A 20,199-nucleotide genomic window follows, 5' to 3' on the forward strand; every position below is an offset into this window, starting at 1 on the left:
TGGCCTGACGGTGTTCTATCCTTGAAGGAGCATATCATGAAACCCGTTTTGACCATTGCCGCACTGATTTTCACTGCCTCGACCGCACTGGCCGACAGCACCTGCATGTCCAGCGCCGAAATGGAAGCTTCGTTGACGGATTGGTACGGCGAAACGCCTGTTGCTGGACAGGAAGCGAAAGACACCCAGATCTGGGCGTCCGAACGCAACGGGACATGGACGCTGGTTCAATATCTGCCCGACGGCAACAGCTGTGTGCTGGAAACCGGTGAAGACTGGAACGGCGACAAGAACGCCGACGAGGTTCTGGCGCTGCTGACCGACTAACCCTGAAATAGCATTATTATTCCGACCGGCCCGGCACCCGCTTGGCCGGTTTTGTCATGCCTGATGGCCTTGCGGTATCGCATTGGCGTTACATGCATGGCGTTATCCATTGTTTAGAAAGGGTCAGGCTGATATGCGCTGACCAAATTTCACAACACCCACGAGGGCCCTCATGGCAAACGACTATATCGTCAAGGACATCGCTCTGGCCGAATATGGCCGCAAGGAACTGGACATCGCCGAAACCGAAATGCCGGGGCTGATGGCCCTGCGCGAGGAATATGGCGAAAGCAAACCGCTTAAGGGCTCGCGCATTGTCGGGTCGCTGCACATGACGATCCAGACCGCTGTTCTGATCGAAACGCTGGTCGCGCTGGGCGCCGACGTACGGTGGGCATCGTGCAATATCTTCTCGACCCAGGACCACGCGGCGGCGGCCATCGCGGCCAGCGGCGTGCCGGTGTTTGCGATCAAGGGCCAGTCGCTGGTCGAGCATTGGGATTATCTGGACAAGTCTTTCATGTTCGAAGACGGCCCCAACCTGATCCTGGACGATGGCGGCGACGCCACGCTGTACATCCTGCTGGGCGCGCGCGTTGAACAGGGCGAGGACGAGCTGATCGCCATTCCGAAATCGGAAGAAGAAGAGGCGATTTTCGCGCAGATCAAGAAACGCATGGCCGCCAGCCCCGGCTGGTTCACTAAGATGCGCACGCAGATCGTTGGCGTTTCCGAGGAAACCACCACCGGCGTGCACCGTCTGTATGACCTGAAAAAACAGGGCCAACTGCCCTTCCCCGCGATCAACGTGAACGACTCGGTCACCAAGTCCAAGTTCGACAACAAATACGGCTGCAAGGAATCGCTGGTTGATGGCATCCGTCGCGCCACCGACACCATGATGGCCGGCAAGGTTGCTGTGGTCATGGGTTACGGCGACGTTGGCAAAGGTTCGGCCGCATCGCTGCGCGGTGCAGGTGCGCGCGTGAAAGTCACCGAGGTTGATCCGATCTGCGCCCTGCAAGCGGCAATGGACGGTTTCGAGGTTGTGCTGCTGGAAGACGTCGTGGCGGACGCCGACATTTTCATCACCACCACCGGCAACAAGGACGTGATCCGCATCGAGCACATGCGCGAGATGAAGGACATGGCCATCGTTGGCAACATCGGCCACTTTGACAATGAAATTCAGGTCGCCGCCCTGAAAAACCACAAATGGACCAACATCAAGGAACAGGTGGACATGATCGAGATGCCGAATGGCAATCGTCTGATCCTGCTGTCCGAGGGTCGCTTGCTGAACCTTGGCAACGCCACCGGTCACCCGTCGTTCGTGATGTCCGCCAGCTTTACCAACCAGGTTCTGGCGCAGATCGAACTGTGGACCCGTGGCGACAACTACGAAAACGATGTCTACATCCTGCCCAAGCATCTGGACGAAAAAGTCGCCCGTCTGCATCTGGCGAAAATCGGTGTCAAACTGACCGAACTGAACGCCGAGCAAGCCGCCTATATCGGCGTCACGCCCGAGGGTCCGTTCAAGCCGGAGCATTACCGTTACTGATCGGCCCCTGCCCGTTCCGATATGCAAAAGCCGCCCTGTCATGGGGCGGCTTTTTTCGTTGTCGTTGTCTGAATTTATTGCGGCATCGCGATCAAAACCGTCAGGACCGACCCCAGAACCACCAGTGACACCAGCCCGCCAAAGCCGATCATCAGAGTTTTGGGCGAGGTCAGGCTCAGTCCGCCACTTGTATCCAGCCTTGGCGAAGGAGCCCTTTCGGGTGTCGTTGCACGAACGGTCTGCCCGTGTTTTGCTTCTAGTCGTTTAAGACGTTCCTGAAAGCTGTTCGAAGTCGTCATGATCTGTGTCCGTCGCAGGTGTAAGAATGGCCGTGGCCAGCGTTCAACCTAAAGGTGACTTCAAACTGCGACAGGAATACGGCGGAAATGGTTTGAATTTGCGGACAGACAAAAGGCCACAAGGTTTCCCCTGTGGCCCTCGCAATCAGGTGCGCTGCTTCTCTGTCGGATCATCCGGCGCGTCCGGGTCCAACAGCTCGGCATCCTCGATTATGGCCAGGTCGGGCGCGGGCTGTGGTTCGGGATTGCCCACGATCATCGGCAACATGCCGATGCTGCCGGGCATCGCGACCTCGGCCATGGGTGGTTTGATCCACGCCAGCGTGTCAAAGCTTTCGCAGTTTTCGCAAACCGGTTGCCAATTGGCATGAATGTGCAGGCAGTTCTCGCAGACCCACTGCGGGCCACGCGGCACGGTCAGGGCGCGGGTCAGCCAACCCTTGACCACGTTGTCCGGCGCCCCTTCGCCACGCTCGATTGCGGCCAGCAGGGTCGCGACGCGCGCGGTGGGATCGGTTTCGAACAGATCGCCCAGATCGCGGCGCGCCTGCGGGAAATCCTCGTTGGCGATGTGCAGTTCGGCCAGCAACATCCGCGTTTCCGCATGGTCGCGGTGCAGCTTGGTCAGCGTTTGAAAGCGCTTCAACCGCGCGGCGGCGTCTTCCTCGGGTTCAATCGCGGCAAAGGTGGCGGCCAGGTCGGGATGGGGCATCGCTTCCCAGGCTTTCTTGATCACGCGGGTCGCGTATTTCTTGTTGCCCTGCTCGATATAGGCCTGTGCAGCCATCACCGCGGCGGGGATCAGGTCGGGCGACAAACGGTTGGCCTCGATCGCGGCCTCGCGGGCCTCGATGGTCTGGTCGGCCTCGAACACCTGCTTGGCTTCGGACAAAGCAAGTACAGCATCGCGCCGTTTATGTACATCACGCGGCAGTGCGCCGGTTTTCAGCTTGGTGTGCAGGGTGTTGCGTGCCCCTGCCCAATCGGAGGACTGCGCTTGCAGTTTCAACAGCACATCGCCGGTTTCCGCGTGGCGCGGTTTCAGCGCAAACGCCTTTTTCGCCAACTCCATCGCGGTGGCCGTGTCGCCTTCGGCCAGCTTCTGCTTCATGATCCCGCGCACCCCGACAAAGCGGGTTTGTTCGTTCTGGATCAGCTTGCGATAGCTCTGCTCGGCCTTGCGCCGGTCGCCTGACATTTCAGCGGCTTGCGCGGTCAGCAGGTCGGTCAACTCGGGCCGTTTCAGGTATTTCTCGGCCTTCGCCGCCTTGGTCATGGCCATCCGACCCTCGCCCGAGGCCAGCGCCATCATCCCTTCGGCCAGCGCGTCAAACCCCTTGGCCTGACGGTTGCGGGCGAAATAGCGGGTGATCGCGGTTTCGTCCCCGTTCAGGAAATGCCAGACGGCGATCACCGCACCCACCAGTTTGAGCAAAACCCAGACAGCAAAAACCAGTAAAACCAACGCGATGACCGATTCAAGCGGCCCCAGCGTGAACTCGGTGCCCGCGACGACGACCTGAACGCCGCCCTGGCTTTCCAGCAGAAAGCCCGCGCCCAAAGCAATGGCCGCTACGGCGCAGACGAACAGAATGATTTTTACCAGTGACCAGATCATGCGGGTCCCCTCAGTTCGCGGCCAAACGCTGGATCAGCGCTTCGGCGGCATTCATAGCCTCAAGACGCGCCTGTGCGGCGTCCATCCAGGATTGCAATTCGGCCTTGGCCGGTTCGGGCAAGGTGTCGGCTTCGGCCAGCGCATCGGCAAGGCGGCCCTGACGTGTTGCTGCCTCGACGCGCGACAGGATCGCGTCGGGGTCGTTCCCTTCGCGGGGTTGCACAGACCGCGCGCCCAACTGCCGTTTCAGAAAACCGCCAAAGCCGCCGTCGGCATCCGTGGCGTTGGTCCGCGCCGCAGCCAGCGCCGCACGGGCGGCATCGGGCAAGGCCTGTTGCAGGTCAGACAGGGGCGTGACCCCGTCATCCGCGACCCTTTGCAGGGCGTCGGGAATTTCAATGTCGCTGTTTGCCCCCACATCGGCCAGCGCCGTGGCAAAAGGCGCGCCGCTGTCCACGGCCGCCAGAACACGCGTGGCCGCGGCGCGGGCCAGCGTGTTGCCCGCTGCCGTCGTGGCGGTTTCCTGCATCAGCTGTGCATCTTTCAGCAACTTGTCGATCTGTTCCTGCTGGGCTGCCATCTGATCGGTCAGCGCGCTTACATCTGCAGAACCGGTCGCATCGGGCGCAGCCTGGGGCCGTTGTTCCAGGGCGTCGATCCGCGCCACCAGCTCTTCGACCGAGGCGTTGAGCGTGCTCAGCGTGTCACTGTTGTCCGCAGGCGCGTCAGGGATCTGCCCGCGCAGCGTGTCAATCTCGCCGCGCAACTGGCTGACGGTCTGGTCGATTGCTTCAAGGCTGGCCGTGGTCTCGGCGCTTTCCCCGGCGCTGCGCCAGCTTTGCGGCAGGATCGGGTCGATGATCTGCGACTTGCCCGCGACAAATCCAAGGCAGGCGGCAACAACGCCACCCAGAACCAGTGGCCAGAAGGGGCTGTTGTTTTGCCGGGGCTGTACAGCGGGGACAAAACTGTCGCTTTCGGGGGCTGCGGGATCTTGCGCCGCAGGTTCCTGATCGGGCGTGTCGGCATCGGCCAAGGGTGTTTCTGTCGCGCTGCTGTCAACGATGGATGAATCCTCGGACTCGTCCTCGGTCACATCGGGCTGGGGCGTGTCGGCAATCGGGGCGTCGGATTTTTTTGCGGGTTCGGGCAGGACAACTTCATCCGCCGATGCGTCAGTTGGCTCTGTGACTGGTTCCGCGCTCTGATCCTCGGGCGTTCCATCGACAGCGTTTTTATCTTCCTCTTCCGTTGGACCGCCGGGTTTAGGAGACTTGGATTTCGCCACGATATTACCTTCCGATTCTCGAACGTACAAAGGCACGTCCGTCTAAACTTAGCCGCCAGCCTTGCGACGCTTCAAGCCGATAGCGCCTGCATCAGCAGTTTTCGCACTACCTCAATCATCGCACCCCTGTCAGGGTTCCCTGCTATTTGCAGGGCCACATGATCGACATGGGCACAGTTTGCGGCGGCAGCGGCGCTGATGGCACCCAGATACAGCGGCGCCGTGCAATGCGCCCCCTCACTGAAATGTAGCGCGCTGCGTGGAGAAAAAAGAGGCACAATGACAGGACCTGTCTCTTTTAGCCTGTTTTGCGCAGCGTCAGAAAGCGGCAACAGCACCTGATCATATACCGCGACACTGTCGACGGCCAGCCCGGCGGCCTGCAAACGGTCCGCCACATCGCCCCGGGTGTGGATGCCCGAAAAATGTAGGATGCGTCCCGCAGGCTGTAGCGCTGTCAGCGCGGTGACCAGCGTTTCGGCATCCTGACCCACCTGCCGCGCCTGCCAGCCAGCCAGACCAGCGGCCCGGGTCGTGGCGTCGCCCAGACAAAAGGCCGGCCGCCCCAGTGCCTGCGGACCATGTGCGACGCCGTGGGCCGAGGTAAAGATCGCTGCGTCGAAGTCGGGCACATCCGCCGACACCGGTTGAATGTCGATCAGTGGAGAAATCAGAACATCGCAGCTTTGCGTGACCGCATCGGGCAGGGCGGCGACAAAGGCGCGTGATCCGGCCTCGGGGCGGGTCATCAAAAGCGTGATCCGGTGCCGTGACATGCTGTGCTCTGGTTGTTTGAAGGATGTTCAGGTGTTACCTCGGAGCGGAACAATGCGCAACGGACACGCATCATGAACAACGATCTGACGGTGCTGGGCATCGAAAGCAGCTGCGACGACACGGCGGCGGCTGTGTTGCGGGGGCGGCAGGTGCTGTCGTCGGTGGTGCTGGGGCAGACCAGCCTGCACGCGAATTTCGGCGGCGTGGTGCCCGAGATCGCGGCGCGCGCCCATGCGGAAAAGCTGGATGGCGTGGTGCGGCAGGCCCTGGACGAAGCAGGCTCTAACACAGGCGATATTGACGCAATTGCCGTAACCGCGGGGCCGGGGCTGATCGGCGGTGTGGTGTCGGGCGTGATGCTGGCCAAGGGGCTGGCGGCGGCGCTGGATGTGCCGCTTTTTGGGGTGAACCACCTTGCGGGCCACGCGCTGACGCCGCGCCTGACAGATGCGGTGGGCTATCCTTACCTTATGCTGCTGGTGTCTGGCGGGCATTGCCAGTTTCTGCTGGTCTCGGGACCGGATGACTTTCGCCGTCTGGGCGGCACCATCGACGATGCCCCCGGCGAGGCGTTTGACAAGGTCGCCCGCCTGATCGGCCTGCCACAGCCCGGTGGCCCGTCGATCGAAGCGGCTGCCAAGCGGGGTGTCGCGCAACGGTTTGCCCTGCCGCGTCCGTTGTTGGACCGTGACGGTTGCGATATGTCGTTCTCGGGGCTGAAAACCGCGACGCTGCGCACCCGTGACAAGGTGATCGCGGAAAAGGGTGGGCTGACCGAGCAGGATCAGGCCGACCTGTCCGCAGGTTTTCAGGCGGCCGTGGCAGATGTGTTGCAAGAGAAATGCCGACGTGCCCTGGTTGCCAGCGGTACGGTGACGGCGCTGTGCGTGGCTGGTGGTGTGGCCGCGAACCAGACCATTCGCGCCGCGTTAGAGACTGTTTCGGATGACAATGACATCCCGTTCGTGGCACCGCCTTTGGCACTGTGCACCGACAATGCGGCGATGATCGCCTATGCCGCCATCGAACAGATGCAAAACCGCGCACCCGACGGCATGGACCTGTCGGCGCGGCCCAGAATGCCGCTGGACACCACCAGCCAGTCGATGTTGGGCAGCGGTAAAAAGGGGGCCAAGGCATGAATGTTTCGGTTCTGGGGGCAGGGGCATTTGGCACTGCTTTGGCCATCTCACTGGCGCAAAAAGGAAAGGTGACCCTGTGGGCCCGCAATGCTGAGCACGTGGCAGACATGCAGGCCAGTCGCGCCAACGGGTTGCGGTTGCCGGGTGTTCAGTTCCCTGAAAACCTGTCTCTAACAAGCGATATTGCGCAGGCATTGGCCACCGACGTGATCCTGCTTGCGGTCCCGATGCAGCAGTTGGCGGGGTTTCTGGCGGACCACATTGCGCCGGACAGCACCGCCAACCTTGTGGCCTGCTGCAAGGGATTCGAAGTCGCGACCGGACGCGGCCCCGTCAGCGTGATCCGCGACGCCGCCCCGCAGGCGACGGCCGCGATCCTGACCGGTCCCAGCTTTGCCGCCGACATTGCGCGTGGCCTTCCGACGGCGCTGACCTTGGCCTGTGCGGACGAGGACGCGGGAAAGCGGTTGCAACAGGCTCTAACAACGCCAAACCTGCGTCTTTATCGCACCACCGACACCCAAGGTGCCGAGTTGGGCGGGGCGTTGAAGAACGTCATCGCCATCGCCTGTGGCGTCGCCATCGGTGCGGGGCTGGGGCAAAGTGCGCGGGCCGCGCTGATGACGCGGGGGTTTTCCGAGATGACCCGTCTTGCGCAACACATGGGTGCCGAAACCGCCACGCTGGCCGGTCTGTCCGGTTTCGGCGACCTGGTGCTGACCTGTACGTCAGAGCAATCGCGCAACTACCGGCTGGGCCTGTCGCTGGGGGCGGGTGACAGTTTTGACCCGACCACCACAGTCGAGGGTGCCGCCACGGCCCGCGCGATTGTGCAGATGACGCAGACCAGCGGCGTTGATATGCCTATCACACAGACCGTTGCACGCCTGCTGGATGGTGCGGCGGACGTTCCCACATCCATGGCGGCCCTGTTGTCGCGCCCACTGAAGGAAGAATGACATGCTGATCGCTTTGATTGCCACCGACAAGGACGGCGCGCTGGACGTGCGCAAGGCCAATCGGGACAACCATTTGGCCTATATCGAAAAAACCGGTGTGGTTGCCCAAGCCGGCCCGCTGTTGGACGGCAACGGCGAGATGGCCGGTTCGCTGGTGATCCTGTCGGTGGACAGCATGGCCGATGCGCAGATGTGGGCGGACAACGACCCCTATGCGCTGGCTGGTCTGTTTGCCGACGTAAAGCTGATCGAATGGAAAAAGGTCATCGGCTGATGGCATACTGGCTGTTCAAATCAGAGCCGTCCACCTGGAGCTGGGACGACCAGCAGGCCAAGGGCGATGCGGGCGAGGAATGGGATGGCGTGCGCAACTATCAGGCGCGTAATTTCATGCGCGAGATGAAACTGGGCGATCTCGGGTTCTTTTACCATTCGCAGACGGAAAAGGCCGTGGTCGGCGTGGTCGAGGTGATCGCCGAAGCGCACCCCGACAGCAGCACCGACGACGACCGGTGGGAATGTGTGGACATCAAGGCGGTCAAATCGGTGAAAACACCCGTAACGCTGGACATGATCAAGGCCGATGGCCGTCTGGACGACATGATACTGGTGCGCAATTCGCGCTTGTCGGTGCAGCCTGTGACCGAAGGCGAATGGCAGATTGTCTGCGCGCTTGGCGGAATTGATCCCTGATTTCGTGATTTTCTGCTACACTTTCGGGCAGAAACTCAGGGCCAGATACTCAGGGAGCGTGAAATGGGTGTTCTTTCCGTGATTGCCGCCGGTGCTGCGGCGTGGATTTTTGGCGCGGTGTGGTACATGGCGCTGTCAAAACCGTGGATGGCCGCCGCCGGCGTCGCGATGGGACCGGATGGCAAGCCGCAGGGCAATGGCTCGGCGCTTCCGTTTATCCTGTCCGCCATCGCCATGATCGTGGTGGCAGGCATGATGCGCCACATCTTTGCCCTGTCAGGGATCGATACGCTGGACAAGGGATTGGTGTCCGGCCTGGGCGTGGGCCTGTTTTTCATCAGCCCGTGGATCATGATCAACAACGCCTATCCGGGTCGACCGTTCAAGCTGACGTTGATCGACGGCGGCTATGCCACCTTTGGCTGCGCGATCATCGGCGGGGTGCTGACCCTGTTTGCCTGACATGAAAAAGGCCCGCGCGACGCGGGCCTGAAACAGTCTCTGACAAGGTGAATTCAGCCGTAAACGCTGTCTTTGCCAAAATGCTTGGTCAGCATGTAATAGACCACGGCGCGGTATTTGTTGCGCTCGGATTTACCATAGGTTTCGATCACGCTGTTGATCGCCTCCATCAACTGCGGGCCATCGGGCAGACCCAGCTTTTTGATCAGGAAGTTTTCCTTGACGGTTTCCAGCTCGGACGGCTGCGAAGCGGCCACGGTCGAGGCATCGGCATTATAGATGGCGGGGCCGCAACCAATGGTCACCTTGGTCAAAAGGTCCATATCCGGCGTCATGCCGCATTTGTTTTTCAGATCATCCGCATATTGCGCAATCAGGTCGTCACGTTTGCCCATCAAAAGTCTCCCAGCTTGGACTTGGCCATAAATCTTGGCCTTGCGGCAAAGACTAAGGACAATCGGGGCTGCCACAAAGGAAAAATTTTATCAAAGTTCCCCCCAGGGTTCTGCGCGTCGCATGTCTTTGACAGCAGACGACTAAGATAACACCTGCACTGGAATGCTCGGGTGGTTATAGACGGGGCACGGACACCGTATCAGGAAAGCAGATCAGACCATGACCCAGCACGCCGATGGACCCACGACAGTGGAACCGGACAACGGTAACCGTCTGCACGCGCTGTTGCGCCAGCACGGGCCGTTGATCCTGACGGGGTTGCTGTTCATTGCGGGGGTCTATGCGCTGTATCATCTGCTGGCGCCGCTGGACATGCGGGTGGTGCTGGCGCAGTTGCAGGCCACGCCACCGCACCTGATCGCCGGTGCGCTGGCCGCGACGGCGGCGGGTTATATTGCGCTGATCGGCTATGACTGGTCGGCGCTGCGGTATATCGGCAAGACCGCCCCGGCCAGTTCGATCGCGCTGGGTGGATTTCTGGGCTATGCGCTGGGCAACACCATCGGGCTGAGCGTGGTGTCCGGCGGGGCCGTGCGCTATCGCATCTATTCGGCGCTGGGTCTGGATGCCTATGATGTTGCAGCGATTTCCACCTTTGCGGCGATGTCCTTTGGCATCGGATCGACCCTGATCGGTCTGGGCGCGGTGGCGATACATCCCGCCGCCTTGCAGGTGCTTGTGAACATCGCACCCGAGACGCTGCGCCTGATCGCGATTGCGGTTCTTTTGGTGGCCGTGATCGCGCTGGCTGCGGTGTCGCAGCGGGGCGGCACGATTGCCTGGGGCAAGTTCAGGATGTCGGCCCCACGCGGCAGGGATCTGCTGCGCCAACTGCTGATCACCGGAGCCGACATGGTGATGGCAGCGCTGGTTCTTCACCTGTTGCTGCCCACCGGCGCGCTGCCCTTTGCCAACATGCTGGCGGTCTTTGCGGTGGCAATGATGGTTGGCGTGGCCAGCCACGTGCCGGGTGGTATCGGCGTGTTCGAAAGCGTGGTGATCGCGGCGTTGCCGGCCTCGGTTCCGGTGAACGATGCGGTGACGGCGCTGTTGCTGTTCCGGCTGATCTATTTCCTGCTGCCCTTTGTGCTGGCGCTGTTGCTGCTGTCCCTGACCGAGGTCTGGAGTGCCGCAGGCGCGCGTTTGCCGACCGTTCCGGGCCTTGCGCCCATGGTATCGGCGGGCCGGTCGCTGATTCCCATGGCCACGGGGGTGCTGGTGCTGGGATCGGGTCTGTTCATGATGTTTGCCGGGTTGATCCCCATTCCCGCAGGGCGCGCCGAAGAGATCGAGACTTTTCTGCCACTGACCATGATCGAGGGCGGCCCGCTGGTGTCGTCGATCATCGGCTCGCTATTGGCGGTGCTGTCCGTGTCGGTGTTCCGTCGCTCGCGGCAGGCCTATTGGTCGGTTCTGGCGGCATTGGTGGTCGGGATCGGTGTGGCCGCGTTCAAGACCCAGGATCTGGAACGGGCTGCGATCTTGTTGGCGATGACGCTGATCCTGTGGCCCTGCCGGCGCGAGTTCTACCGCCGCGCCCGGCTGACCCAAGGCGTTCTGTCCGCCCGCTGGATCGTGTTCACCCTGTCAACGCTGATCTCTCTGGGTTTGCTGTGGTATCTTGTCCACACAGACGGCGCCGCGCGTGATCTGATGTGGTGGCAGGTGGCGGGGGATGGACCCGCGGTGGCGGCGTGGCGGGCTGCGCTGACCGCTGGCGTGATCCTGAGCGCCGCCTTGCTGTATTCCGGTTTCCGCGTCGCGCGGGTCAAGGCACCGCTGCCCGATGATGCCGCATTCAAGACTGCGCAGGCGATCATTAACGCGCACGGGCAGGGATCGGATGCGATTGCGCTGACCGGGGACAAGATGTTGATGTTTGGCCCCGCGCAGCAATCGGTGCTGTCCTACGGGATCAAGGGCGGATCGTGGATTGTCATGGGCGCGCCGGTCGGGGACGGTGAGGATGTCGAGGACCTGTCCTGGGCCTTTCACGATGCCGCCCGCGCCGCCGGTGCACGGCCTGTGTTCTACGAAACATCTGCGGCCTTCACCGAACAAGCCATCGACATGGGCCTGACACTGCACAAGATGGGTGAAGAGGCGATTGTGCCGCTTGCCGGGTTTTCGCTGGAAGGGCCCGAGCGCAAGAAACTGCGCGCCAGCTGGAACCGCGCCCAACGCGACGGACTGAGCGTCGAGTTGCTCTCGCCCCCGCATGCGCCCGAACTGATCGACACGCTGCAAGACATTTCCGACGATTGGTTGGCCCAACACGCCGCACGGGAAAAGCGGTTCTCGGTTGGCCGGTTCGATCCCGCATGGCTGAACCGCACCCGCATCGCGCTGGTGCGGCTGAACGGCGAAATCTGCGCCTTTGCCAACCTGATGGAAGCCACCCGCAGCAGCGCCGTCGATATGATGCGCCACCATGCCGATGTCCCTGCCGGCACCATGGAGTTTCTGTTCACCGAGCTGATGCTGCAACTGAAGGCCGAAGGCCGCGAAAGCTTCAGCCTTGGCATGGTGCCCTTTGCCGGACTGTCAGGGCGGCGGGGCGCAACCCTGTGGGCACGGTTCGGCAGCCTGGTCTACAGTCACGGCGACCGGTTCTACAGCTTTGAAGGTTTGCGCCGGTTCAAATCCAAGTTCGACCCGGTCTGGCACCCACGCTACTTCTGCTGCCGCTCGGCCCTGCCGCCCGTCGGCCCGCTGACCGACGCCGCCCGCTTGATCGCAGGCTCGGCGCGCGGGATCGTGGGGAAGTAGGGGCCAAATCGGCCCCTACTGATTGATCAGAAATCCAGATTTTCCACGTTCAGCGCGTTCTGCTGGATGAACTCGCGGCGCGGTTCGACCACGTCGCCCATCAGTTTGGTGAACAGGTCGTCGGCCTCGGCCATGTCTTCGACGCGCACTTGCAGCAAAGTCCGGGCGTCGGGGTCCAGCGTGGTTTCCCACAGCTGGTCGGGGTTCATTTCGCCCAGACCCTTGTAGCGTTGCAGCGACAGACCTTTTTCGCCTTCGGCCAGAATGGCATCCAGCAGGTCCATGGGACCGTAGATCATCTGGTTGCGGTCCTTGCGCACCAGTTTTGCGGGCATGTTGTACACGTCCTGCAAATGCTGTGTGAACGTGCCGGTCTTGCGGGCCTCGCCGCCGCGAAGGATGCGACCGTCCAGCGTGCGCACCTCTTCGACGCCGCGCAGGATGCGGGCCAGTCGCACGCCGTGGTCCTGCGTGATGCGACCGCTCCAGCCTTTTTCGTATTCTAGCGCAATCAGGTTCAGACGTTCGGCTACCTTGTCGGCCACGCCTTGCAGGTCGCGTTCAACCGCGCCTTCGGAAAATGCACCGGCAATCGCCGCCTGTTCCAGAATGTGCCGGGGGTAATGCGTTGGAAACGCTTCCAGAACCCGGCGCAACTGGCGGGCATGGTCCACCACACGGGCCAGATCGGCGCCGCTGATTTCCTCGCCGTTGCCTTGGCGCAGCATGGCGCCGTCGATGCCCTGATTGATCAGGTAATCTTCCATGGCGGCCTGATCTTTCAGGTACACCTCGGACTTGCCGCGCGACACTTTGTACAGCGGCGGCTGCGCGATATAGAGGTATCCGCGTTCGATCAGCTCGGGCATCTGACGATAGAAGAACGTCAGCAGCAAGGTACGAATGTGCGCCCCGTCCACGTCCGCATCGGTCATGATGACGATCTTGTGGTAGCGCAGCTTGTCGATGTTGAACTCGTCCCGGCCAATGCCGGTGCCCAGTGCCATCACCAGGTTGCCAATTTCCTGACTGCCCAGCATCCGGTCGAACCGTGCGCGTTCCACGTTCAGGATCTTGCCCTTAAGGGGCAGGATCGCCTGGGTCTGCCGGTCACGGCCCGTCTGGGCCGAGCCACCGGCGCTGTCACCCTCGACAAGGAAGACTTCGGTTTTGGAGGGGTCTTTCTCCGAGCAATCCTTGAGCTTGCCGGCAAGGAAGTTCACGTCCATCGCCGTCTTGCGCCGGGTCAGGTCACGCGCCTTGCGGGCGGCCTCGCGGGCGACGGCGGCTTCGATGATCTTGCCGACGATGATCTTGGCTTGCAGCGGGTTTTCTTCGAACCATTCGGCCAGTTTTTCGTTCACCAACCCTTCGACAGCGGGGCGCACTTCCGAGCTGACCAGCTTGTCCTTGGTCTGGGACGAGAATTTCGGATCGGGCACTTTGACCGACAGCACACAGGTCAGACCCTCGCGCGCATCGTCGCCAGTGAACGACACCTTTTCCTTTTTCGCAATCCCGCTGGACTGCGCATAGTTGTTAATGGTCCGCGTCAGCGCGCCGCGAAAGCCCGCCATGTGGGTGCCGCCATCACGCTGGGGGATGTTGTTGGTAAAGGGCAGGACGTTTTCGTGATAGCTGTCGTTCCACCACATCGCCACTTCGACACCGATTTCGTCACGCTCGCCACTGATAAAGATCGGTTCGGACATGATCGAGGATTTCGAACGGTCGAGATATTTCACGAATTCCTTGACGCCGCCTTCGTAAAACAGCTCGGACCGCAGAGGTTCGGCCGGACGCTCGTCCGTCAGGATGATCCGCACGCCCGAGTTCAGGAAGGCCAGTTCGCGCAACCGTTTTTCCAACGTGTCGAAATGGTATTCGAGGTTCGAAAAGGTGGTCGTCGACGCCAAAAAGCGGACCTCGGTCCCGGTCTTGCCGTTCGAGGGGCCGACAACCTCAAGATGCTTGACCGTGTCGCCGCGTTCGAACCGCGCGATGTGCTCTTTGCCCTCGCGCCAGATGCGCAGTTCCAGCCAATCGCTCAGCGCGTTCACAACCGAAACGCCCACGCCGTGCAAACCGCCCGACACCTTGTAGCTGTTGCTGTCGAATTTGCCGCCCGCGTGCAGTTGGGTCATGATGACCTCGGCGGCGGACACGCCTTCTTCTTCGTGGATGCCAACCGGAATGCCGCGCCCGTTGTCGCTGACCGAAACCGAGGAATCCTCGTGGATCGTGACGGTGACGGCGTCAGCATGACCGGCCAGCGCCTCGTCAATGCCGTTGTCCACGACCTCGTAGACCATGTGGTGCAGACCCGACCCGTCGTCGGTGTCACCGATGTACATGCCCGGCCGTTTGCGGACAGCATCCAAGCCCTTGAGAACCTTGATGGAATCCGCGCCATACTCTTGTGGCGCTTGCTCGTTTTCGGACATGCCTATTCACCCTATATTTTTTGTTATTTTATAGGGTTTTTACAGGGGGATGTCACGCGATCGAGACAAGTTTCTGGGTCACACAAAGGGGAGTACAAGGCCCACGAGAATCAGCAGCACACCAGCCCCGATATTGATCCGCCGCAGCGCCCCCGACGTGGTGACAAAGCTGCGCACACGTCCCACAAATGCGGCCATCGTCAGGTTGCCCAGCAGCGGGATCAGAACCGACGCGCCGATGATCAGCGCCACGTCGATCCACGTCACCGTGCGCAGATCGAAAAAGCCGGGCAGTACGCCCATATAGAACAAAACCGCCTTTGGGTTTCCCAGAATGGCAAGGATTCCGGCCAGAAATCCCGCCATCATGCCGGGGCGGGTCAGGCGGCTGTCGGCGCTGATGGCGGCCCCTGCGTGGCGGATCAGCATCGCGCCCATCACGACGAAAACCCCGCAGGCCACCCAGCGCAGCACCAGCATGAAGGTGTCGAACACCGACAGGATCCACGAAATGCCAAGGATCGCGACCAGCGGCCACACGATGTCGCCAATTGCCACCCCCAGGGCCAGCGGCCACGCGGCGCGAAACCCGCCTGACAGTCCGCGCGCCATCAGCGCCAGCCACACCGGTCCCGGCGTCAGGAACAGGATCAGCAGCGCGCCGCAGTACAGCATCAGATCGGCCCAGCTCAGCGTCATGTCACGGCCTCTACCTTCGAGGCGCCATTCGCCTCGGTCACCTTCAGATATTGCGCCCGCGCGCCCAATGCTTCGAACAGGTTGCGGTCGGTGCCTGTCATCCACGCCTGTGCGCCCAGAGCCACAATCTCGTCGTACAGGGCGGCGCGCCGGTCAGCGTCCAGATGGGCGGCAACCTCGTCCAGCAGCAACAGCGGCGGCGCGCCAAAGCTTTGGGCCAGTGCACGGGCGTTGGCAAGGATCAGCGACACCAGCAGCGCCTTTTGCTCGCCGGTCGAGCAATCGCGGGCAGGCACATCCTTGGCCGCATAGGTGCCGATCAGATCGGCGCGGTGCGGCCCGATCAGCGTGCGCCCCGCCGCCAGATCGCGTTTGCGCCCTTCGGCCAGCGCGGTGCGCAGATCATCCTCGGAGGCGGGCAAGGGCGCATCCGCATGGATCAACTCCAGATCCGCCGTGGGAAAGGCCGTCTGCGCATCCTTCTGGGCGCTGTGCAGTTCGGCCAGTGTGGCCAGCCGGTTGGCATGGAGTCCGGCCCCCGCCTGCGCCATCTGTGCCTCAAGCGCGCCGTACCACGCCGGATCGCGCACCATGTCCTTCAGCAGCCGGTTGCGTTCGCGCATCGCCTTTTCATAGGCCAGCGACAGGTCCGCATGGCCGGGTTCAAAGCTTAGCGTCATCCGGTCCAGAAACCGCCGCCGCCCTTCCGCGCCCTCGATCCACAGCCGGTCCATCGCGGGGATCAGCCACAGCACCCGTGCGACCCGACCCAATGCCACCTGTGCTGCCGCCTTGCCGTCGATACGCACCTGCCGCGCGCCGCCGGCCTCGGAGACGATGTCAATCTCGTGCACCTGCCGCAGCGATGTCAGCACGCCGCTGATCTTCCACCCCAGCGCCTCGGGCCTGCGGGTCATGTCCTCGGCGCTGGACCGGCGCAAACCGCGTCCGGGCGAAAACAGCGACACCGCTTCCAGAATGTTGGTCTTGCCCGCGCCATTGGGGCCAAACAACGCCACGGGGCGCGGATCGACAGCGATCCGCGCCATCCGGTGCGATCTGAAATGCGAAATCGTCAATGCAGAAAGGGACAGCTTCACAACTGTCCCTTTCTTTTGGCCTTAAATATCCCCGCCGGAGGCAAGAAAACTCTTAAACGCGCATCGGCATGACGACGTAGACCGCCGACATGTCATTGCCTTCACGCATCAAGGTCGGGTCGCCCGACGAATTGAACATGAACACGGCGTTTTCGCGATCCACCTGGCTGGCAATCTCCAGCAGGTACTTGGCATTGAACCCAATCTCCAGCCGTTCGTCATTGTACGACACGGCCAGTTCTTCCTCGGCGGCACCGCTGTCGGGCGCGTTGACCGACAGGATCAGCCGGTCTTCGTCCAGTTGCAGCTTGACCGCGCGCGAACGCTCGGACGACACGGTCGCCACACGGTCCACGGCGCGGGCAAAGTCGCTGGCGTCCACTTCCAGCTTGCGGGTGTTGCCCTGCGGAATGACGCGGGTGTAGTCGGGGAAGGTGCCGTCGATCACCTTGGATGTCAGGGTAATGTCCGGCGTTGCAAAGCGCACCTTGGTTTCCGATACGGAGACGGCAATCTTCATATCATCATCGTCCAGCAGCTTGCGCAGCTCGCCCACGGTTTTGCGGGGCACGATCACGCCGGGCATCTCGTCGGCCCCTGCGGGCAGGTCGGTGTCGATCCGCGCCAGACGGTGACCATCCGTGGCCACACAGCGCAGCACCTTGCCGTCTTCGCCGGTCGATACGTGCATGTAAACGCCGTTCAGGTAATACCGGGTCTCTTCGGTCGAGATGGCGAATTTCGATTTGTCGAACAAGCGGCGCAGCTTGACCGCGTCAATCGAGAAATTCGACGCATACTCAGAGGAGGCCATGACCGGGAAATCTTCCTTGGGCAGGGTCGCCAGCGAAAAGTTCGACCGGCCCGCTTCGACCGTCAGGCGGCCCGCTGCGGCGTCGGCGGTCAGGGTGACCAGCGCGCCGTCGGGCAGTTTGCGCACGATTTCATGCAGCGTGGTGGCCGACACGGTGGTCGCGCCTGCGCGCTCGACCTGTGCGGGGGCCTTGTCCACAACCTCGATGTCCAGATCGGTGGCGCGGAACATGACGTCGGACCCTTCGGCCTCGATCAGCACGTTGGCGAGGATCGGAATGGTGTTGCGGCGTTCGACCACGGACTGGGCCTGGCTCACGGCTTTGAGCAACGCGGCCCGTTCAATACTGATTTTCATCTGTCCCTCTCCAATCGGACCACCGGGACGGGCAAACTACCCTATACCGGCGTATTCTCAACCTTTTTGTTTGTTGTCGGCTGGATTGAAAGAAGGGTCAAGCGTGGCAGGCCGATTGCACCCTCTTCAAACACAAACGGCACCCGAAATGGGTGCCGTGTGGTACAGGTGACGCAGGTTTACGCCTCGAGCGCGCGGCGCAGCATCTCCAGATCCTCGGCGATCTGACCATCCTGCACTTTCAGCTCTTCGATCCGGCGGACGCCGTGCATGACAGTGGTATGGTCGCGCCCCCCGAAGCGGCGTCCGATTTCAGGGAGCGAGCGGCTGGTCAGATGTTTGGACAGGTACATCGCCACCTGTCGCGGGCGCGCATAGCTGCGCAGGCGCTTGGGGCCGATCATGTCCGACAGGCGGATGTTGTAATGTTCGGAGACGCGGCGCTGGATTTCTTCGATGGTGATCTTGCGCTCCGACGCACGCAGCACGTCAGCCAGACAATCCTGGGTCAGGTCCATGTCGATCTCGCGGCCCACGAGCGAGGCAAAGGCGAACAGGCGGGTCAGCGCGCCCTCGAGCACACGCACGTTGGTGGAAATGCGGTGGGCCAGGAATTCCAGCACGCCGGGCGCGATGGACAGGTCGGGGTAATTCTGGCTTTGCTGTTCGACCTTGCTTTGAAGGATGCCCAGACGCAGTTCGTAATCCGTGGGGTGCAGGTCGACAACCAGACCACATTGCAGACGCGATTTCACGCGATCCTCAAGGTCCTTGATCTCGCCGGGGGCGCGGTCGGCCGAGATGATGATCTGACGGTTCTGGTCCACCAGTGCGTTGAACGTGTGAAAGAATTCTTCCTGGGTCGAATCCTTGCCGGCGATGAATTGAACGTCATCCACCATCAGCACGTCGACGTTGCGGAAGATTTCCTTGAAATCCATCATCTTGCGATCACGCAGCGCCTGCACGAACCGGTACATGAACTGTTCTGCGGACAGGTACAGCACGGACAGGTCGGGGCGCGTTTGTTGCAGTTCCCACGCGATGGCGTGCATCAGGTGGGTTTTGCCCAGACCGACGCCACCATACAGAAACAGCGGATTGAACGTGACAGGACCACCTTCGGCCACGCGCTTGGCAGCGGCATGGGCCAGTTCGTTGGGTTTGCCCACGACAAAACTGTCAAAGGTAAACCGACGGTCCAGCGGCGCGGTGTTCAGCGCGGACGAGGGGGCAACTTTGGCCGGGGCTGCCAAAGGCTTGGCGGGCATCGAGCGCGGCTTTTCCGACATATTGGCCGCGACGGTAAAGTTCAGCCGGTTGATGGTGGCGTTTTCCGTGCGCAACTCGTGCAGAATCAGGTCTGCAAAGTTCTGGCTGACATAGTTGCCCATGAAATTGGTCGGCACGTTGAAGGTGGCAATGCCATCTTCAAGTTGCTGGAATTCCAGCGGCTCGATCCAGGTTGTGAAATTGTTCTGTCCGACGGTTTTGAGCAGCCGTTGTCTCAGCTGTCCCCATTTTTCTTGTGTCATTCGTTAATTCCCCAAGCCTTTCTGCTGTCCCCACCGGATGCAACGCCTGCACCCAGCCACCTAATTACTGCCCACGAACCACTCGCCCTGTCCCGTGTCCCTACGAGATCAAAAGCGACTTGCGCCGTTTCGCCCAGAAAACGCACTTCGCCAGCGAGTGCCCGAATGAGCCCCCTGAACGACGTTCGTCATTCCAAATGTTGATGCGACAGGTGGCGCCGGAAATACGGCAATACCACTGATCCATCCGGTTGCTGTGCAACCGTCCGGCCCACAATCGTACCCTTTTTTGTGCGGCAGCACGCGGGTCTGATTGTTCTGTCCCCCCAGGCGATGTGAATCGCTGTACCCTTGGTAGCAACTTCGTCAGTGACGCGGCAACAGAACTTAAATGTTGACTCGGGCTTTTGTGGAAAAGAATCTAGGAGCCTTATTTTGAAGGCTCAAAAAAGAAACGGCACCGCCTGAGCGATGCCGTTGCAAAACCGTCATAATTCTGTGTCTTGGCTTATGCCAGCGCTTTGACGCGCGATGACAACCGTGACATTTTCCGCGATGCGGTGTTTTTGTGGTACACGCCTTTGGTGACGCCACGCATCAGTTCGGGCTGTGCAACGCGCAGTGCAGATTCGGCTGCGGCCTTGTCACCGGAAGCAATCGCTTCCTCGACTTTGCGCAGGTATGTACGAATCCGCGAACGGCGTGCTTTGTTGATTGCGAAACGTTTCTCGTTTTGACGGGCCCGTTTCTTGGCCTGAGGCGTATTTGCCATGATTATCTCGTCCCAATGATTGGTGCGGTAGTGTAAAAACAGCGATTTGCTGCGGTGAAGCCGCGTCTTTAGGCGCGCGGCACGTTCGAGTCAACGCCTGTCGTGCGTGTCCCCCGTGCACCGG

19 protein-coding genes are annotated in these 20,199 nt (G+C 61.4%); 8 read left to right on the top strand and 11 right to left on the bottom strand.

Annotated features, from left to right (window positions below):
- The first annotated feature begins 36 nt into the window (after positions 1–36).
- Together BUC08_RS12990 and ahcY are read left to right on the top strand one after the other, a co-directional pair.
- Positions 37–327, top strand: coding sequence for a hypothetical protein (locus tag BUC08_RS12990; RefSeq protein WP_037922739.1), 291 nt, complete (start codon positions 37–39; stop codon positions 325–327).
- Positions 328–499: 172 nt separating this feature from the next.
- Entirely contained in the window at positions 500–1,891 is a 1,392-nt protein-coding gene (gene ahcY / locus BUC08_RS12995; protein WP_037922742.1) for an adenosylhomocysteinase, read from the top strand.
- A gap of 74 nt (positions 1,892–1,965) precedes the next feature.
- Here ahcY and BUC08_RS24360 read toward each other — a convergent pair whose 3' ends face one another.
- From BUC08_RS24360 to BUC08_RS13010, 4 genes are all read right to left on the bottom strand, one after another.
- Positions 1,966–2,190 carry a hypothetical protein gene (locus tag BUC08_RS24360; RefSeq protein ID WP_143186740.1) on the bottom strand — a complete coding sequence of 75 codons (225 nt, stop codon included), beginning with the start codon at positions 2,188–2,190 and terminating at the stop codon, positions 1,966–1,968.
- A 145-nt stretch (positions 2,191–2,335) separates the two neighbouring features.
- Positions 2,336–3,808: a heme biosynthesis protein HemY gene (locus BUC08_RS13000; RefSeq protein WP_037922745.1), complete on the bottom strand. Its 1,473-nt coding sequence runs from the start codon at positions 3,806–3,808 to the stop codon at positions 2,336–2,338.
- A gap of 10 nt (positions 3,809–3,818) precedes the next feature.
- Positions 3,819–5,096, bottom strand: coding sequence for a COG4223 family protein (locus BUC08_RS13005; protein ID WP_051693982.1), 1,278 nt, complete (start codon positions 5,094–5,096; stop codon positions 3,819–3,821).
- Positions 5,097–5,167: 71 nt separating this feature from the next.
- On the bottom strand, positions 5,168–5,872 hold the full coding sequence (locus BUC08_RS13010; RefSeq protein WP_037922749.1) for a uroporphyrinogen-III synthase: 705 nt from the start codon (positions 5,870–5,872) through the stop codon (positions 5,168–5,170).
- A gap of 72 nt (positions 5,873–5,944) precedes the next feature.
- On the opposite strand from BUC08_RS13010, the gene tsaD reads away from it, so the two are divergent.
- The 5 genes from tsaD (at position 5,945) to BUC08_RS13035 (ending at position 9,129) form a co-directional block, all read left to right on the top strand.
- Positions 5,945–7,015 carry a tRNA (adenosine(37)-N6)-threonylcarbamoyltransferase complex transferase subunit TsaD gene (gene tsaD / locus BUC08_RS13015; RefSeq protein WP_037922752.1) on the top strand — a complete coding sequence of 357 codons (1,071 nt, stop codon included), beginning with the start codon at positions 5,945–5,947 and terminating at the stop codon, positions 7,013–7,015.
- Positions 7,012–7,974: an NAD(P)H-dependent glycerol-3-phosphate dehydrogenase gene (locus tag BUC08_RS13020; protein WP_037922756.1), complete on the top strand. Its 963-nt coding sequence runs from the start codon at positions 7,012–7,014 to the stop codon at positions 7,972–7,974. Before tsaD ends, BUC08_RS13020 begins: the two co-directional genes overlap by 4 nt.
- Position 7,975: 1 nt before the next feature.
- A complete protein-coding gene (locus BUC08_RS13025; protein WP_028955542.1) occupies positions 7,976–8,248 on the top strand; it encodes a YciI family protein in 273 nt (90 codons plus the stop codon).
- Positions 8,248–8,667 (top strand): EVE domain-containing protein, encoded by a 420-nt coding sequence (locus tag BUC08_RS13030; RefSeq protein ID WP_037922759.1) that lies wholly within the window; start codon positions 8,248–8,250, stop codon positions 8,665–8,667. Before BUC08_RS13025 ends, BUC08_RS13030 begins: the two co-directional genes overlap by 1 nt.
- A 63-nt stretch (positions 8,668–8,730) precedes the next feature.
- Positions 8,731–9,129 (top strand): DUF1761 domain-containing protein, encoded by a 399-nt coding sequence (locus BUC08_RS13035; protein ID WP_037922762.1) that lies wholly within the window; start codon positions 8,731–8,733, stop codon positions 9,127–9,129.
- Positions 9,130–9,182: 53 nt separating this feature from the next.
- On the opposite strand, the gene BUC08_RS13040 is transcribed toward BUC08_RS13035, so the two are convergent.
- Complete coding sequence (locus BUC08_RS13040; protein ID WP_037922765.1) at positions 9,183–9,524, bottom strand: DUF2853 family protein; 342 nt, start codon at positions 9,522–9,524, stop codon at positions 9,183–9,185.
- Between the two features lie 220 nt (positions 9,525–9,744).
- Here BUC08_RS13040 and mprF point away from each other — a divergent pair, with 220 nt between their 5' ends.
- On the top strand, positions 9,745–12,354 hold the full coding sequence (mprF, locus tag BUC08_RS13045; RefSeq protein WP_051693984.1) for a bifunctional lysylphosphatidylglycerol flippase/synthetase MprF: 2,610 nt from the start codon (positions 9,745–9,747) through the stop codon (positions 12,352–12,354).
- 26 nt (positions 12,355–12,380) lie between these two features.
- Here the strand turns inward: mprF and gyrB are convergent, their stop codons facing one another.
- The 6 genes from gyrB to rpsT all read right to left on the bottom strand — a co-directional run bounded on the left by gyrB (position 12,381) and on the right by rpsT (position 20,075).
- The gene (gene gyrB, locus BUC08_RS13050) at positions 12,381–14,798 is read right to left on the bottom strand and encodes a DNA topoisomerase (ATP-hydrolyzing) subunit B (RefSeq protein ID WP_037922768.1); all 2,418 of its coding nucleotides are present in this window, start codon (positions 14,796–14,798) and stop codon (positions 12,381–12,383) included.
- Between the two features lie 78 nt (positions 14,799–14,876).
- The gene (locus BUC08_RS13055) at positions 14,877–15,497 is read right to left on the bottom strand and encodes a LysE family translocator (RefSeq protein WP_037922770.1); all 621 of its coding nucleotides are present in this window, start codon (positions 15,495–15,497) and stop codon (positions 14,877–14,879) included.
- Complete coding sequence (gene recF, locus BUC08_RS13060) at positions 15,494–16,597, bottom strand: DNA replication/repair protein RecF (protein WP_037922772.1); 1,104 nt, start codon at positions 16,595–16,597, stop codon at positions 15,494–15,496. The genes BUC08_RS13055 and recF overlap by 4 nt, the downstream gene beginning before the upstream one ends.
- 52 nt (positions 16,598–16,649) lie before the next feature.
- Positions 16,650–17,768 carry a DNA polymerase III subunit beta gene (gene dnaN / locus BUC08_RS13065; RefSeq protein WP_037922773.1) on the bottom strand — a complete coding sequence of 373 codons (1,119 nt, stop codon included), beginning with the start codon at positions 17,766–17,768 and terminating at the stop codon, positions 16,650–16,652.
- A gap of 179 nt (positions 17,769–17,947) precedes the next feature.
- Complete coding sequence (dnaA, locus tag BUC08_RS13070; RefSeq protein ID WP_028955533.1) at positions 17,948–19,303, bottom strand: chromosomal replication initiator protein DnaA; 1,356 nt, start codon at positions 19,301–19,303, stop codon at positions 17,948–17,950.
- A gap of 508 nt (positions 19,304–19,811) precedes the next feature.
- On the bottom strand, positions 19,812–20,075 hold the full coding sequence (gene rpsT / locus BUC08_RS13075) for a 30S ribosomal protein S20 (RefSeq protein ID WP_028955532.1): 264 nt from the start codon (positions 20,073–20,075) through the stop codon (positions 19,812–19,814).
- Between the last annotated feature and the right edge of the window lie 124 nt (positions 20,076–20,199).

It is taken from the genome of Pseudosulfitobacter pseudonitzschiae (assembly GCF_900129395.1).
GTDB classification, from domain to species: domain Bacteria; phylum Pseudomonadota; class Alphaproteobacteria; order Rhodobacterales; family Rhodobacteraceae; genus Pseudosulfitobacter; species Pseudosulfitobacter pseudonitzschiae.

Excerpts from the sequence above, each read along its gene's own strand:
- dnaN (WP_037922773.1), bottom strand. The coding sequence starts at position 17,768 with ATGAAAATCAGTATTGAACGGGCCGCGTTGCTCAAAGCCGTGAGCCAG.
- BUC08_RS12990 (WP_037922739.1), top strand. The coding sequence starts at position 37 with ATGAAACCCGTTTTGACCATTGCCGCACTGATTTTCACTGCCTCGACC.
- tsaD (WP_037922752.1), top strand. The coding sequence starts at position 5,945 with ATGAACAACGATCTGACGGTGCTGGGCATCGAAAGCAGCTGCGACGAC.
- BUC08_RS13020 (WP_037922756.1), top strand. The coding sequence starts at position 7,012 with ATGAATGTTTCGGTTCTGGGGGCAGGGGCATTTGGCACTGCTTTGGCC.
- dnaA (WP_028955533.1), bottom strand. The coding sequence starts at position 19,303 with ATGACACAAGAAAAATGGGGACAGCTGAGACAACGGCTGCTCAAAACC.
- ahcY (WP_037922742.1), top strand. The coding sequence starts at position 500 with ATGGCAAACGACTATATCGTCAAGGACATCGCTCTGGCCGAATATGGC.
- BUC08_RS13035 (WP_037922762.1), top strand. The coding sequence starts at position 8,731 with ATGGGTGTTCTTTCCGTGATTGCCGCCGGTGCTGCGGCGTGGATTTTT.
- BUC08_RS13010 (WP_037922749.1), bottom strand. The coding sequence starts at position 5,872 with ATGTCACGGCACCGGATCACGCTTTTGATGACCCGCCCCGAGGCCGGA.
- mprF (WP_051693984.1), top strand. The coding sequence starts at position 9,745 with ATGACCCAGCACGCCGATGGACCCACGACAGTGGAACCGGACAACGGT.
- BUC08_RS13040 (WP_037922765.1), bottom strand. The coding sequence starts at position 9,524 with ATGGGCAAACGTGACGACCTGATTGCGCAATATGCGGATGATCTGAAA.
- BUC08_RS24360 (WP_143186740.1), bottom strand. The coding sequence starts at position 2,190 with ATGACGACTTCGAACAGCTTTCAGGAACGTCTTAAACGACTAGAAGCA.
- BUC08_RS13055 (WP_037922770.1), bottom strand. The coding sequence starts at position 15,497 with ATGACGCTGAGCTGGGCCGATCTGATGCTGTACTGCGGCGCGCTGCTG.
- BUC08_RS13000 (WP_037922745.1), bottom strand. The coding sequence starts at position 3,808 with ATGATCTGGTCACTGGTAAAAATCATTCTGTTCGTCTGCGCCGTAGCG.
- BUC08_RS13030 (WP_037922759.1), top strand. The coding sequence starts at position 8,248 with ATGGCATACTGGCTGTTCAAATCAGAGCCGTCCACCTGGAGCTGGGAC.
- gyrB (WP_037922768.1), bottom strand. The coding sequence starts at position 14,798 with ATGTCCGAAAACGAGCAAGCGCCACAAGAGTATGGCGCGGATTCCATC.
- BUC08_RS13025 (WP_028955542.1), top strand. The coding sequence starts at position 7,976 with ATGCTGATCGCTTTGATTGCCACCGACAAGGACGGCGCGCTGGACGTG.
- rpsT (WP_028955532.1), bottom strand. The coding sequence starts at position 20,075 with ATGGCAAATACGCCTCAGGCCAAGAAACGGGCCCGTCAAAACGAGAAA.